The organism is Mesorhizobium sp. M1273 (genome assembly GCF_040318195.1).
In the GTDB taxonomy this organism is placed as follows: Bacteria; Pseudomonadota; Alphaproteobacteria; order Rhizobiales; family Rhizobiaceae; genus Mesorhizobium.
In genome coordinates this window covers 19546-32344 of sequence record NZ_JAMYLV010000028.1, presented here as the reverse complement: position 1 = coordinate 32344, position 12799 = coordinate 19546, and the positions used below count along the sequence as shown (strand labels likewise).

The following is a 12799-nucleotide window of genomic DNA, read 5'->3' as shown; positions in this document are numbered from 1 at the left end:
CAATGCCTCTTCTCGAGATCAAGAACCTGACCGTTTCCTTCGACACCGCCGCTGGACCATTCATGGCGGTACAAGGCATCGACCTGTCGGTCGAACCGCGCGAGGTGCTGGCGATCGTCGGCGAATCCGGTTCGGGCAAGTCGGTGGCGATGCTGGCGGTGATGGGGCTTTTGCCCAACACCGCGACGGTGAGGGCCGACCGCATGGCCTTCGACGGCATCGACCTGCTCAAGCTCGGCCCATCCGAGCGGCGCAAGATCGTCGGCAAGGACATTTCGATGATCTTCCAGGAGCCGGTCGCCAGCCTCAACCCGTGCTTCACCGTCGGCTTCCAGATCGAGGAGGTGCTGCGCTTCCATATGGGCATGGACCGCGCCCAGCGCCGGGCGCGTGCCATCGAATTGATGAAGTTGGTCGGCATCGCCGACCCCGAGGAACGGCTGGGCTCCTTCCCGCACCAGATGTCGGGTGGTCAGTGTCAGCGCGTCATGATCGCCATCGCCATCGCCTGCAATCCCAAGCTTTTGATCGCCGACGAGCCAACCACGGCGCTCGACGTCACCATCCAGAAGCAGATCCTCGATCTGCTGGTCGGCCTGCAGGCCAAATATGGCATGGGCCTGATCATGATCACCCACAATATGGGGGTGGTTGCCGAGACCGCCGACCGTGTCATCGTCCAGTACAAGGGCCGCAAGATGGAAGAGGCCGACGTGCTGTCGCTGTTCGAGTCCCCCAAGAGCAACTACACGCGCGCGCTCCTGTCGGCGCTGCCCGAAAACGCCGTCGGCGACCGGTTGCCTACTGTTTCCGACATGCTGTTTGAGCCGGCCCCATCTGTAGTCGCAGCCCGGTCCGCAGGAGGAACCGCCTCATGAGCGTGACGGTAGTCGAAGGCAAGAACATCGTGCGCGACTATCATGTCGGTGGCGGGCTTTTCCGCCCCTCCCGTACGGTTCATGCGGTCAAGGGTGTTTCGTTCAGCGTCGACAAGGGCAAGACGCTGGCCATCGTCGGCGAGAGCGGCTGCGGCAAGTCAACACTCGCCCGCATCATCACCCTGATCGACCCGGCGACCTCCGGCGAGCTTTTCATCGACGGCAAGAAGGTAGACATCGGCAGGAACGGCCTGTCGAAGGAAATGCGCCGCAAGGTCCAGATCGTCTTCCAAAACCCTTATGGTTCGCTCAATCCACGCCAGAAGATCGGCGACGTGCTTGCCGAGCCGCTGCTCATCAACACCGACAGCACGGCCGACGAACGGCGCGATCTTGCCATGAAGATGCTAAAGAAGGTCGGTCTCGGCCCCGAGCACTTTAATCGCTACCCGCATATGTTTTCGGGCGGCCAGCGCCAGCGGATCGCCATCGCCCGCGCGCTGATGCTCAACCCCAGCCTTCTGGTGCTGGACGAGCCGGTCTCGGCACTTGATCTTTCGGTGCAGGCGCAGGTGCTGAACCTGCTCGCCGACCTGCAGGACGAGTTTCAGCTAACCTATGTTTTCATCAGCCACGACCTGTCGGTGGTGCGCTACATCGCCGACGACGTGATGGTAATGTATTTCGGCGAAGCGGTCGAATACGGCTCGCGCGACGAGGTCTTCGCCGACCCCAAACACAGCTACACCAGGACGCTGTTCGCGGCGACGCCACGTGCCGACGTTGCCAGCATCAAGGCACGTTTGGCGAAGAAGAAGGCCGCCTGATCCGGCGAGGTTTGCCGGCCGGCTACCGCTTCTCGATCCCCGGAATGCCGGAGATCTGCTCGGCGAGAAAGTCGACCAGCAGCCGCACCCGGGCAATGCCCGCACGCTCCGGAACGATCAGCATGCTCAGCGGGACGGGAGGCGGAAAATAGCCCGGCAGGACCACTTCCAGCCGGCCGGCCGCCAGGAGATCGTCGACAAGCCAATGGTGGGCGGGTGCGATACCGCGCCCGGCGACAATGGCTTCGCGCGCGGCAAGCCCATGGTCGACGCGAAATCGACCGCCAAAGGGCACCGCAAAGCGTTTGCCGACCGGCCCCTGCAGGGCGAGTGTGTCGCTTCCTGCGATGTTCGACATCCGGATGCCTTCATGGCCAGGCAGATCCTGCGGGACAGCCGGTCCGCCCCGCGCCGCCAGATAGGCCGGCGCCGCCACCAGCAGACGCCGGGATTGCCCGAGCGCCCGCAGTTTCATTGAGCTGTCGGTGAGCGGACCCAGGCGAAGCGCAATGTCGACGCCCTCCCGCACAAGATCGATGCGCTCGTCGGTGAGGCTAAGATCGATGCCGATATCGGGATAGCGGTCCTGAAAGGCGAAGATCAGCCGGCTGACGTGCAAGACCCCGAGCGCCGCCGTGCAGGATATCCGGATCGTGCCGGCCGACGCGCCGCGCGTGCCCCGCGCCTCATCGCCGGCCTGCTCAACGAGGCGCAGGACCTGGACGCTGTCGGTATAGTAACGGCTGCCTTCATCAGTCATCGTCACACGCCGGGTGGTCCTGCTGAGCAAGGGCACTCCGACGGCCTCCTCGAGTTCTCGCAAATGCCGTGTGACCGTCGACTGCCCAACTCCGAGCTCGCGCGCCACCGCCGAGAGGCTGCCGCGCTCGGCGACGCGAACGAAGGTGCGCATGCGCTCGAGAGTGACGTCCGATCTATCCATTATTCGGCATTATCTTATGCATTTCCTACATATAGCGGATCATTCCGCGGCTGGCTACCTTTGGTGTCTATCGTCCTTCTTCGGAGTAGACCCATGAAAGTCCTGCTTGTTTTTGCTCATCCTGAACCGCGTTCGCTCAACGGCGCGCTGCGTGACGTCGCCATCAGGGAACTCGAGGCCCAAGGCCACGAGGTGCGGGTGTCGGACCTCTATGCCGACGGCTGGAAAGCCGAGGTGGACCGTGCCGACTTTCCGTCGTGGCCGCCCGAAGCACGCTTCCTGCCGGCCGGCGCCTCCAAAAAGGCTTTTGCGACCAACACTCTGACCGATGACGTCAAAGCCGAGATCGACAAGCTGCTATGGGCCGACACCCTGATCCTCCAGTTCCCGCTGTGGTGGTACGCCATGCCGGCGATCCTCAAGGGCTGGGTCGATCGCGTGTACGCCTACGGCTTCGCCTATGGCGTTGGCGAGCACAGCGACAAGCGGTGGGGTGACCGCTTTGGTGAGGGAACGCTCGCCGGCAAGCGCGCAATGCTGATCGTGACCGCAGGCGGCTGGGAAGAGCATTACTCCGCCCGCGGCGTCAACGGCCCGATCGACGACCTGCTGTTCCCGATCAATCACGGGATTCTATACTATCCGGGCTACGACGTGCTTCCGCCGTTCGTGGTTTACAGGGTGGACCGTTTCGGGGAGGCGGATTTCGAGCCTGTCGCGGAGCGACTGTGCGAAAGGATGCGGACGCTCGAGACAATCCGGCCCATTCGTTATCGGCAGCAGAATGGCGGCGATTACCTGATCCCAAGCATGCAATTGCGCCCCGGCTTGGAGAACCCGGGTGCGACCGCCTTTGCGCTTCACGAGGATCGCGCCGGCGCCGCCGCCCAGTCCGATCAGGACAGCCGGGCGATGATGGTGCGCAGCGCCTCGCCGAAGCGCCGGACTTCCTCGATCGTATTGTAATGCACCAGCGACGCGCGCACGGCGCCGCTGTCCATGCTGAGGTTGAGCCGCTTCATCAGACGCGGCGCATACATGTGGCCGTCGCGAATGCCGATCTGCATCTCGGCCATTTCCTCGACGATCCTCTGCGGCGACAGCGTGCCGACATTGAAGCAGAAGGTCGGCACGCGCTCGCTGAGGCGTGCCTCTTCGGCCACGCCGTAGATCGTCGCGCCGCAATCTTTGAGCACCGCCAGCATTTCGCGCGCCAGCACCTGTTCGTAGTCGCGGATTGCATTCATGCCGGCGACGATGTTGTCGCGGCGCGACCGGTTATTCTCGGACAAGAAATTGCGGCCGATCGATTCGAGGTAACGCACCGCGGCATCCATGCCGGAGACGTTCTCGTAGATGAACGTGCCGGCTTCGATTTTGTGGGGCGGCTCGTCGGGGATGAAATCCTCGCGGAAGGTCGGCAAGCGCTTCAGTGTTTCGAAGCGGCCCCACAGGAAGCCCATATGCGGCGAGAAATTCTTGTAGCCGGAGCAGACGAGATAGTCGCAATCCCAGGCCTGCACATCGATCAGCCCGTGCGGCCCGTAATGCACGCAGTCGAGGAACACTTCGGCGCCTGCCGCATGCGCAATCGCAGCCACGGAGGCAACGTCGACAATCGAGCCGATCGAATGCGCCGTTACCGTGCAGGCGACGAGCCGGGTGCGCTCTGAGACCAGCGGGCGCAAATCGTCGACATGCAGATTGCCGTCGTCGCGCATCCGCCACCATTTGAACTTGGCGCCGGCGGGCGCCAGCGCCAGCCACGTCGCGATATTGGCGTCGTGATCCATGTCGGTGATGACTATCTCGTCACGCTCCCCGTTTGGGCGCTCGGAAAGCATCTGGCCGATGCCGAGGCTGACCAGGCGGATGAACGAAGTGGCGTTCATGCCGAAACAGATCTCCGCCGGGTTGGTGGCGTTGATCAGCAAGGCCACGCTTTCGCGAGCGCCGGCGACGGCTTGGTCGACGGTGACGCTGCGGCCATAGCGGCCGCCGCGCTGCACATTATGCGCGACCAAATGGTTGGTGACCGCATCGAGCACGCTTTGCGGGATCTGCGCGCCGGCGGCATTGTCCATGAAGACGAAGTCCCCGGCCTGCTGCAAGGCGGGAAACATGGCGCGGATCGTCTCGACCGGGAAAGCTGCGGCATCGCCGGTTTTCGAAATCTGATGCTGGTTCAAGGTCGTCTCCTGCGAAGTGCGCTGACAGATTAGCGGGTCTTTTCGGTTTGAAAGCGGCGTTCAAGGAGGCTGACGAGACGGACCATCGGCCAGAGAAAGATGAGATAGACCAGCGCCGCGCCGATCAGCGGTGAAGGATTGGCATAGAGCGATTGCGCGTTGGTCGCTTCTTTCAGCAGTTCGGGCAGCGCCACGGTGGAAGCGAGCGAAGTATCCTTGAACATCGAAACGCAATTGCTGGTCATTGGCGGAATGACGACGCGGATCGCCTGCGGCAGCACTACCTTGCGCAAGGTCAGCAAGAACGGCAGGCCGAGCGCCTGCGCCGCCTCGAACTGGCCGCGCGGAATGCTCTCTATACCGGAGCGGAACACCTCGGCCGAATAGGCCGCCATGATGATGGCGAAGGCCATCACCGCGGACGTCCACGATGACAGGCGAATGCCGAGGAACGGCAGCGCATAGTAGATCAGGATCAGCACGACCAGCACCGGCATCGCCCGGAAAATGTCAATGTAGCCGACAGCCAGCAGCCGAAGCGGCTTTGGCGCATAGAGCCGCACCAGGCTGATCGCGAGGCCGACGGGAATACCGATGCCGATGCTCATGATTCCGAGCAGCAGGGTGTTCAGGAAGCCGCGCAACAGCGCCGGCAGGCTGGAGACCATGACGTCGGCGTTGAAGAAGGTGTCCAGCAGCGACATCGCAGCATTTCCGAAACGTTTGGCGTCCCGCGACGCTCGAGCCCGAGCCCGAAATCCGAAATCGTGCCGGCATCGAAAGCCGGCACGACATTTAAGCGTGAACTGCCGCTCAGGCCTTCGGCATAGGAGTTTCCTTGACGGTCGAGGAATCGGCAGGTGCGTCGCTGCCGAACCACTTCTTGTGGATCGCGGCCAGCGTGCCGTCCTTCTTCATCGCGGTCAGCGCGTCGTTCAGCTTGCCGAGCAGCGGGTGGTCCTTGGTCATCATCAGACCGTACTGCTCGCCGGTCTTGATGCGCTCTTTTACGGCGAGATCCTTCATCCTGGTGAAAGAATATTCCAGGCCCGGAATATCGCTGACCGCCGCATCGACGCGGCCGGAGCTGAGATCGAGCAGCAAATTCTGCTGCGTGTCGTAGCCCTTGACGTCACTGAACCCGTCCGCTTCCTGGTGGGCCTTGACCCAGGCTTCGCCGGTCGAGCCGGACAGCACGCCGACAATCTTGCCCTTGAGGTCGGCCTCGGCCTTGATCGGGCTGTCGGCCTTCGCGGCGATGCCCATGTCGGAATCATAGTAGGGCTGCGTGAACGACTGAGACTTCAGCCGCTCCGGCGTGATGGTGATCGACGAGATGGCGACGTCGATGCGCTTCGAGGTGGTGGCGGCGAACAGCGCCTGGAAACCGAGATCGGCGATATCAGTGGTCATGCCGATACGCTTTGCCGCCTCATTGATGATGTCGACTTCGAAACCCTCGAACGTGCCGCTCTCGTTCTTGTATTCAAAAGGCGGATTGGTCGGATAGGCGCCGACATTCAGCGTGCCTTCGGCGTAGGCCGGGCCGCCGGCGATGCCGACGGCGGCAGCAAGAAGCAGCAGGTTGCGACGGGTGAAGTTCATTTTCGTTCCCTCTGGTTGTGATCGGACGGGTTTGGCCCGCACGGTTTTGATGCGCCAAGTGACGGGACTGCCGGAAAGCCCTCCCGGCACGGCAGTCGCAAGACATCGAATGCTATCCAAAGTACCGCGCTTTTCAAGGCGAAAGTTTTAAGCTTAAAAAATTGCCACGTGTTGCCGTCACTCCGGAATAACCGCCGTCGCCTGGATCTCAACCTTGGCGCGATCCTCGACCAGCGCCATCACCTGCATGGCGGCCATCGCCGGAAAATGCCGGCCGATCACCTCGCGATAAACCTCGCCGATCCCCTTGAGATTGGTCAGATATTCCGCCTTGTCGGTAAAGTACCAGGTCATAGAGGTGATATGTTCCGGCTTGGCGTCGGCCTCGGCGAGCACAGCAACAATATTGGCCAGCGTCTGCCGCACCTGGCCGACAAGATCATCGGTCTCGAAGCGGCCCTGTCCGTTCCAGCCGACCTGCCCGCCGACGAAGACAAGCTGCCCACGCGCGGCGACGCCATTGGCGTAGCCGACGGGTTTCGCCCAGCCTTCCGGCTGCAGGATGGTGTGCATGTCAAAACCTCCCAATGCTCAAATCCGGTCGCTCAAAACTCGAAGACAATAATTTCACGCAAACTCTCGTCTCAGGCCGCTCCCATCACTTGCCGTGCAATCACCACCTTCTGCACGTCGGACGCTCCCTCGTAGATGCGCAGCGCCCGGATCTCGCGATACAGGCTTTCGACGATATGGCCCTTGCGGACGCCGTCGCCGCCATGCAGCTGCACAGCCTTGTCGATCACCTCCTGCGCTTTGTCGGTAGCGAACAGCTTGGCCATGGCGGCTTCGCGGGTAACCCGAGCCGCGCCCATGTCCTTGGTCCAGGCGGCGCGATAGACCAGCAACGCGGCGGCATCGACATCCAGCGCCATGTCGGCGATGTGGCCCTGCACCATCTGCAGCTCGGCCATCGGCGCACCGAACAGCCTGCGCTCGGCCACTCTTGTGATGCTTTCGTCCAGCGCGCGCCGGGCAAAGCCGAGCGCCGCTGCGCCGACGGTCGAACGGAACACGTCGAGCACGGACATGGCGATGCGAAAACCGTCCCCGGGTCTGCCGATCAGCGCCGAGGCTGGAATGCGTGCATTGTCGAAGGACAGCCGGGCGAGCGGGTGCGGCGCAATCACCTCCAGCCGCTCGGCAACGATCAGCCTTTCGGTTTCGGAAGGCACGATAAAGGCGGAAAGCCCCTTGGCGCCGGGCGCCTCGCCGGTACGGGCAAAGACAACATAAAAGTCAGCGATACCGCCGTTGGAGATCCAGGTCTTTTCGCCGGATAGGAGATAGCTGTCGCCGTCACGCGCGGCGGTCATTTCCATATTGGCAACGTCCGAGCCCGAGCGCGGCTCCGACAGCGCGAAAGCCGAAATCGCCTTGCCGGCCCGTGTCTTCGCCAGCCAGTGCTGCTGGTCGGGCGAGCCGAACAGGCTGAGCGCGCCAGTGCCGAGCCCTTGCATCGCGAAGGCGAAATCGGCCAGCCCATCATGCCGGGCCAGCGTCTCGCGCGTGAGGCAGAGCGTGCGCACGTCGAGCGGCGAGGGGTTTTCGGTGTCGAGCGCCGTCGGCTTCAGCCAGCCGTCCTGGCCGAGCTTGGCCACCAGCTCGCGGCAGGCCGCGTCGACATCGTGATGCGCGACCGGCAGGTTCTTGGCGCACCATGCCTCCAGCCGCTCCGCCAGATCGCGGTGGCGATCCTCGAAGAACGGCCAGGAGAGGAAGGAACGGTCAGGCATTGCTGCCTCCACAATTCTCCGGCCCTGGCGCTCCACGGCGCCCCCCTCTGTCCTGCTGGACATCTCTAGGGGGGAGATTGGCGGCTTCGCTGCCACGGCTCTCCCTGCGATGTTGGAGATTGGCGAAAGCGGGCCTGATATCCAATCTCCCCCCTTGAGGGGGAGATGGCCGGCAGGCCAGAGGGGGGCGCTGTCCCGCCAACATCTCTATTGAATGGGTCATCCTAATTTCCCTCGAACACCGGCTTCTCCTTAGCCACGAAAGCCTCGTACGCCCGCTCGAAATCGCGGGTCTGCATGCAGATCGCCTGCGCCTGCGCTTCCGCTTCGATCGCCTGGTCGAGACCCATCGACCATTCCTGGTTCAGCTGCGTCTTGGTCATGCCATGGGCGAAGGTCGGGCCGGAAAGGATGCGCGCGGCCATGTCGAGCGCGTCGGCCTCAAGCGTTGCGGTATCGACCAGCCGGTTGTAGAAGCCCCAGCGCTCGCCTTCCTCGGCACTCATCGTGCGGCCGGTATAGAGCAGCTCGGCGGCGCGGCCCTGGCCAATGATGCGCGGCAGGATCGCGCAGGCCCCCATGTCGCAGCCGGCAAGGCCGACGCGGGTGAACAGGAATGCTGTCTTGGCCTGGGGCGTTGCGATGCGGATATCGGAGGCCATGGCGATAATGGCGCCGGCGCCGACCGCCACGCCATCGACCGCCGCAATAATCGGCTTGCCGCAATTCAGCATCGCCTTGACGAAATCGCCCGTCATGCGGGTGAAGGCGAGCAGCGCCTTCATGTCCATCTTGACCAGTGGGCCGATGATTTCGTGGACATCGCCGCCCGAGCAGAAATTGCCGCCATTGGGCAGGAACACCACAGCATCGACATCATCGGCGTAGACAAGGTCGCGAAATATGTCGCGCAATTCGGCATAGCTGTCGAAGGTCAGCGGGTTCTTGCGCTCCGGTCGATCGAGCCGGATCTTTGCGATCTTGCCTTCGACCTGCCAGAGGAAATGCTTCGGCTTGCGGCCGGCCAGCTTCGTCATTCCCGTCCCTCCCAATTGCTGCGGAAGGAGGTCAGCATGCCGGTCAGCCGGCGCGCCTCATCCTCGCTCACATTGCCCAGCAACTCGCCGACCCATTTTTCATGCGCGGCGGCGATCACGGCGAAAATCTTCGATCCCTCTTCCGTCAGCCGCACCATCGAGGTGCGGCGGTCGCCATTGCGTCGGGCCCGCATCACCAACCCTTCCGAGACCAGCCGGTCGATGATGCCGGTAACATTGCCGTTGGACACCAGCAGGAAGCGCGAAAGATCGCTCATCAGCATGCCCTCCGGCGCGCGGTAGAGCGCGGCCATCACGTCGAAGCGTGGCAGCGTCGTGTTGAACTCTTGCCGCAGTCGTTCGCGCAGCTCGGCCTCGATGGTGCGCGAGGCGCGCAGCAGGCGTATCCACAGCCGCAGGCGGTCCTTGCCGGGTCCGGACGGGGCGGGCAGGGGACCGGCTACCATGTCTCACCTCCGGAGATCGAAATCGTCTGCCCGGTAATCGACCGGGCGGCGTCGCCACACAGATAAAGTACCGCGGCCGCAATTTCTTCCGGCTGGATGAAGCGGCCTTGCGGGTTGGTCGCGGCTAGGCTCGTCCGTGCCTGCTCGGACGAACGGCCGGTCGTTTGGACGATGCGTTGGACGGTGCTCTCCAGCATCTCGGTTTCGACAAACCCTGGGCACACGGCATTCACTGTTATGCCGGACTTGGCGGTCTCGACGGCGAGTGCCCGCATCAGGCCGACGACGCCATGCTTGGCGGCAACGTAAGCTGCGACATAGGGATAACCTTTCAGTCCGGCGGTGGAAGCGACGAAGATGATACGGCCAGTCTTGCGCACTGCCATGCCGGCCAACGCCGGCTTCACCGTCAGGAACGCACCGGTCAAGTTGACGTCGAGCGTGCGCTGCCAGTCTGCCAGCGAGGTCCGCTGCGCCGGGGCACTGCCGGACATGCCGGCATTGGCAACGACGATGTCGAACGCTCCGCGTGCCGCTTCCGCTGCCTCGTAGAGCGACGCCATCGACGTCTCGTCGGTGACGTCGGCGGCAATGGCGAAGATGGACTTGTTCTCCGCGGCGACCTCGGCAAGCGGCTCCACGCGCCGGCCGCAGATGGTCACGTCAATGCCCCCGCCGGCCAGCGCCAGCGCGATCGCGCGGCCGACGCCGGAGCCGCCGCCGGTGACCAGCGCATGACGCCCCGAAATCGTCGCCGCGGCACTCATACTTTCAACCCCGCTGCCGCTTCGCGTTCGGCCAGCCGGTAGAGCTGGTCGCGGCCGGGCAGATAGGGATCCGGCCATTTGACGCCGCGATCGCCAAGCGTTACGGCCGCGTGCAGCGTCCAATACGGATCGGCAAGATGCGGCCTAGCCAGTGCGACGAGATCGGCGCGGCCCGCCATCAGGATCGAGTTGACGTGGTCCGGCTCATAGATATTGCCGACCGCCATCGTCGCCATGCCGACCTCGTTGCGGATGCGATCGGAAAACGGCGTCTGGAACATGCGGCCATAGACCGGTCTTGCCACGGCCGACGTCTGGCCGGCCGATACGTCGCAGATGTCTACGCCGGCCTCATGCAGCAGCCGCGCGATCTCTACGGCATCGGCCGGCGTCACGCCTTCGATGCCCAGCCAGTCATTGGCGGAGATGCGCATCGAGATCGGCTTCTCGGCCGGCCACGCGGCGCGCACCGCATGAAAGATTTCCAAGGGGTAGCGCATGCGGTTTTCCAGCGAGCCGCCATAGGAGTCGGTGCGCCGGTTGGTCAAGGGCGTGATGAAGGAGGACAGGAGATAGCCGTGCGCGGCGTGGATTTCGAGCATGTCGAAGCCGCAGCGCGCCGCCATCTCGGCCGAAGCGACAAACTGGCCGCGCACCATATCCATGTCGGCGCGGTCCATCGCCTTCGGCACCTGGTTTTCCCGCGACCACGGCACGGAAGACGCTGCCATGACGGGCCAATTGCCTGAGGGCAGCGGCACGTCGGTTCCCTGCCAGCCGAGCCTGGTCGACCCCTTTGCACCGGAATGGCCGATCTGGGCGCAGATCTTGGCCTCGGTTTCGGCATGGACGAACTCGACCAGCCGCTTCCAGGCGACCTCATGCTCGGGCGCATAGAAACCGGGGCAGCCAGGCGTGATGCGGCCCTCCGCGCTGACGCACGTCATCTCGATGTAGAGGAGACCGGCGCCGCCCTTGGCCCGTTCGGCGTAATGGGCGAAATGCCAATCGGTCGGACAGCCGTCGACCGCCTTGTACTGCGCCATCGGCGAGACGACGACGCGGTTCTGCAGCGCCATGCCGCGCAGCCGGAACGGCGCGAACATCGGCGCGCGACGCAGATTGTTGCCCCCGGCGCCGGCCTGGCGCTGGAACCACTCCTCGGCGCCGGCCAGCCATTCGGCATCGCGCAGCCGCAAATTTTCGTGACTGATGCGTTGCGAACGCGTCAGCAGCGAATAGTTGAACTGCACCGGATCGAGGCCGAGATAGCGCTCGACCTCCTCGAACCATTCGAGCGAATTGCGCGCCGCCGACTGCAGCTTCAGCACTTCGGTGCGGCGGGCGTCCTCATATTTGCTAAAGGCGGCCTCGAGGTCTGGCTCGGACTCGACATAGTCGGCCAGCGCCACCGCGCTTTCCAGCGCCAGCTTGGTGCCGGAACCGATCGAGAAATGCGCGCTTGCCGCCGCGTCGCCCATCAGCGCCAGGTTCGTGTAGGACCAGCGTTCGCACAAGACGCGCGGGAAATTGATCCACGCCGAGCCGCGGATATGATTGGCGTTGGTCATCAGCGCGTGGCCGCCGAGATGACGGGCAAAGATGCGCTCGCAGACGGCAATCGATTCCTGCTGCGACATCGCGCCGAAGCCGAAGCGCTGCCAGGTCTGCTCGCTGCATTCGACGATGAAGGTCGCGGTATCGCTGTCGAACTGGTAGGCATGCGCCCACACCCAGCCATGCTCGGTCTTTTCGAAGATGAAGGTGAAGGCGTCGTCGAATTTCTGGTGGGTGCCGAGCCAGACGAACTTGCATCTACGAATGTCGATATCGGGCTTGAACACGTCGACGAAGGTGCTCCGCGCTTTCGAGTTCAACCCGTCGGCGGCGACAACCAGGTCGTGCGTCTCCATATATGGCTTGGGATCGGCGATGTCGGTTTCGAAGACCAGCTTGACGCCGAGTTCGCGCGCGCGCCGCTGCAGCAATGTGAGCAGCCGCTTGCGGCCAATGCCGCAAAAGCCGTGACCGGTCGAGACCGTGCGCACGCCGTCATGGATGACGGCGATATCGTCCCAATAGGCGAAATGCTTGCGGATCCAGACGGCGCTGACCGGGTCGTTTTTGGTCAGGTTCTCCAGCGTTTCGGCCGACAGCACGACGCCCCAGCCAAACGTGTCATCGGCACGGTTGCGCTCGAACACCGTGACCTCATGCGCGGCATCCCTGAGCTTCAGCGAGATTGCAAAGTAGAGCCCGGCTGGTCCGCCGCCGAGAACCGCAACTTTCATCG

Annotated in this window: 13 protein-coding genes; 3 read left to right on the top strand and 10 right to left on the bottom strand. The window is 63.5% G+C overall.

Going from position 1 to position 12799, the window contains the following annotated elements:
* Positions 1–2: 2 nt before the first annotated feature.
* On the top strand, positions 3–878 hold the full coding sequence (locus tag NKH30_RS24355; RefSeq protein ID WP_023676824.1) for an ABC transporter ATP-binding protein: 876 nt from the start codon (positions 3–5) through the stop codon (positions 876–878).
* Positions 875–1705 (top strand): dipeptide ABC transporter ATP-binding protein, encoded by an 831-nt coding sequence (locus NKH30_RS24350; RefSeq protein ID WP_352448539.1) that lies wholly within the window; start codon positions 875–877, stop codon positions 1703–1705. Before NKH30_RS24355 ends, NKH30_RS24350 begins: the two co-directional genes overlap by 4 nt.
* 22 nt (positions 1706–1727) lie before the next feature.
* Here the strand turns inward: NKH30_RS24350 and NKH30_RS24345 are convergent, their stop codons facing one another.
* Entirely contained in the window at positions 1728–2648 is a 921-nt protein-coding gene (locus NKH30_RS24345; RefSeq protein WP_352997378.1) for a LysR family transcriptional regulator, read from the bottom strand.
* Between the two features lie 93 nt (positions 2649–2741).
* Between NKH30_RS24345 and NKH30_RS24340 the strand changes: the two genes are divergently transcribed.
* Positions 2742–3614: an NAD(P)H-dependent oxidoreductase gene (locus NKH30_RS24340; protein WP_352997376.1), complete on the top strand. Its 873-nt coding sequence runs from the start codon at positions 2742–2744 to the stop codon at positions 3612–3614.
* On the opposite strand, the gene NKH30_RS24335 is transcribed toward NKH30_RS24340, so the two are convergent.
* From NKH30_RS24335 to NKH30_RS24295, 9 genes are all read right to left on the bottom strand, one after another.
* A complete protein-coding gene (locus NKH30_RS24335) occupies positions 3545–4837 on the bottom strand; it encodes a cysteine desulfurase-like protein (protein WP_352921884.1) in 1293 nt (430 codons plus the stop codon). The genes NKH30_RS24340 and NKH30_RS24335 overlap by 70 nt on opposite strands.
* A gap of 29 nt (positions 4838–4866) precedes the next feature.
* A complete protein-coding gene (locus tag NKH30_RS24330; RefSeq protein ID WP_292656040.1) occupies positions 4867–5541 on the bottom strand; it encodes an amino acid ABC transporter permease in 675 nt (224 codons plus the stop codon).
* Between the two features lie 109 nt (positions 5542–5650).
* Positions 5651–6442, bottom strand: a complete 792-nt coding sequence (locus tag NKH30_RS24325) for an ABC transporter substrate-binding protein (protein ID WP_352997374.1) — start codon at positions 6440–6442, stop codon at positions 5651–5653.
* Between the two features lie 177 nt (positions 6443–6619).
* Positions 6620–7015, bottom strand: a complete 396-nt coding sequence (locus NKH30_RS24320; RefSeq protein ID WP_352681321.1) for a RidA family protein — start codon at positions 7013–7015, stop codon at positions 6620–6622.
* A 71-nt stretch (positions 7016–7086) separates the two neighbouring features.
* On the bottom strand, positions 7087–8235 hold the full coding sequence (locus NKH30_RS24315; RefSeq protein WP_352470006.1) for an acyl-CoA dehydrogenase family protein: 1149 nt from the start codon (positions 8233–8235) through the stop codon (positions 7087–7089).
* A 224-nt stretch (positions 8236–8459) separates the two neighbouring features.
* Positions 8460–9272 carry an enoyl-CoA hydratase family protein gene (locus tag NKH30_RS24310; RefSeq protein ID WP_352969864.1) on the bottom strand — a complete coding sequence of 271 codons (813 nt, stop codon included), beginning with the start codon at positions 9270–9272 and terminating at the stop codon, positions 8460–8462.
* A complete protein-coding gene (locus NKH30_RS24305; protein WP_023676834.1) occupies positions 9269–9739 on the bottom strand; it encodes a MarR family winged helix-turn-helix transcriptional regulator in 471 nt (156 codons plus the stop codon). Before NKH30_RS24305 ends, NKH30_RS24310 begins: the two co-directional genes overlap by 4 nt.
* The gene (locus NKH30_RS24300; RefSeq protein ID WP_352743132.1) at positions 9733–10506 is read right to left on the bottom strand and encodes an SDR family NAD(P)-dependent oxidoreductase; all 774 of its coding nucleotides are present in this window, start codon (positions 10504–10506) and stop codon (positions 9733–9735) included. Before NKH30_RS24300 ends, NKH30_RS24305 begins: the two co-directional genes overlap by 7 nt.
* Positions 10503–12797, bottom strand: a complete 2295-nt coding sequence (locus tag NKH30_RS24295) for a bifunctional salicylyl-CoA 5-hydroxylase/oxidoreductase (protein WP_352997371.1) — start codon at positions 12795–12797, stop codon at positions 10503–10505. The genes NKH30_RS24300 and NKH30_RS24295 overlap by 4 nt, the downstream gene beginning before the upstream one ends.
* Positions 12798–12799 lie beyond the last annotated feature (2 nt).

Bases quoted from the DNA above. Each gene is read 5' to 3' on its own strand.
- NKH30_RS24355 (WP_023676824.1), top strand. From the start codon at position 3: ATGCCTCTTCTCGAGATCAAGAACCTGACCGTTTCCTTCGACACCGCC.
- NKH30_RS24350 (WP_352448539.1), top strand. From the start codon at position 875: ATGAGCGTGACGGTAGTCGAAGGCAAGAACATCGTGCGCGACTATCAT.
- NKH30_RS24345 (WP_352997378.1), bottom strand. From the start codon at position 2,648: ATGGATAGATCGGACGTCACTCTCGAGCGCATGCGCACCTTCGTTCGC.
- NKH30_RS24340 (WP_352997376.1), top strand. From the start codon at position 2,742: ATGAAAGTCCTGCTTGTTTTTGCTCATCCTGAACCGCGTTCGCTCAAC.
- NKH30_RS24330 (WP_292656040.1), bottom strand. From the start codon at position 5,541: ATGTCGCTGCTGGACACCTTCTTCAACGCCGACGTCATGGTCTCCAGC.
- NKH30_RS24325 (WP_352997374.1), bottom strand. From the start codon at position 6,442: ATGAACTTCACCCGTCGCAACCTGCTGCTTCTTGCTGCCGCCGTCGGC.
- NKH30_RS24320 (WP_352681321.1), bottom strand. From the start codon at position 7,015: ATGCACACCATCCTGCAGCCGGAAGGCTGGGCGAAACCCGTCGGCTAC.
- NKH30_RS24315 (WP_352470006.1), bottom strand. From the start codon at position 8,235: ATGCCTGACCGTTCCTTCCTCTCCTGGCCGTTCTTCGAGGATCGCCAC.
- NKH30_RS24310 (WP_352969864.1), bottom strand. From the start codon at position 9,272: ATGACGAAGCTGGCCGGCCGCAAGCCGAAGCATTTCCTCTGGCAGGTC.
- NKH30_RS24305 (WP_023676834.1), bottom strand. From the start codon at position 9,739: ATGGTAGCCGGTCCCCTGCCCGCCCCGTCCGGACCCGGCAAGGACCGC.
- NKH30_RS24300 (WP_352743132.1), bottom strand. From the start codon at position 10,506: ATGAGTGCCGCGGCGACGATTTCGGGGCGTCATGCGCTGGTCACCGGC.
- NKH30_RS24295 (WP_352997371.1), bottom strand. From the start codon at position 12,797: ATGAAAGTTGCGGTTCTCGGCGGCGGACCAGCCGGGCTCTACTTTGCA.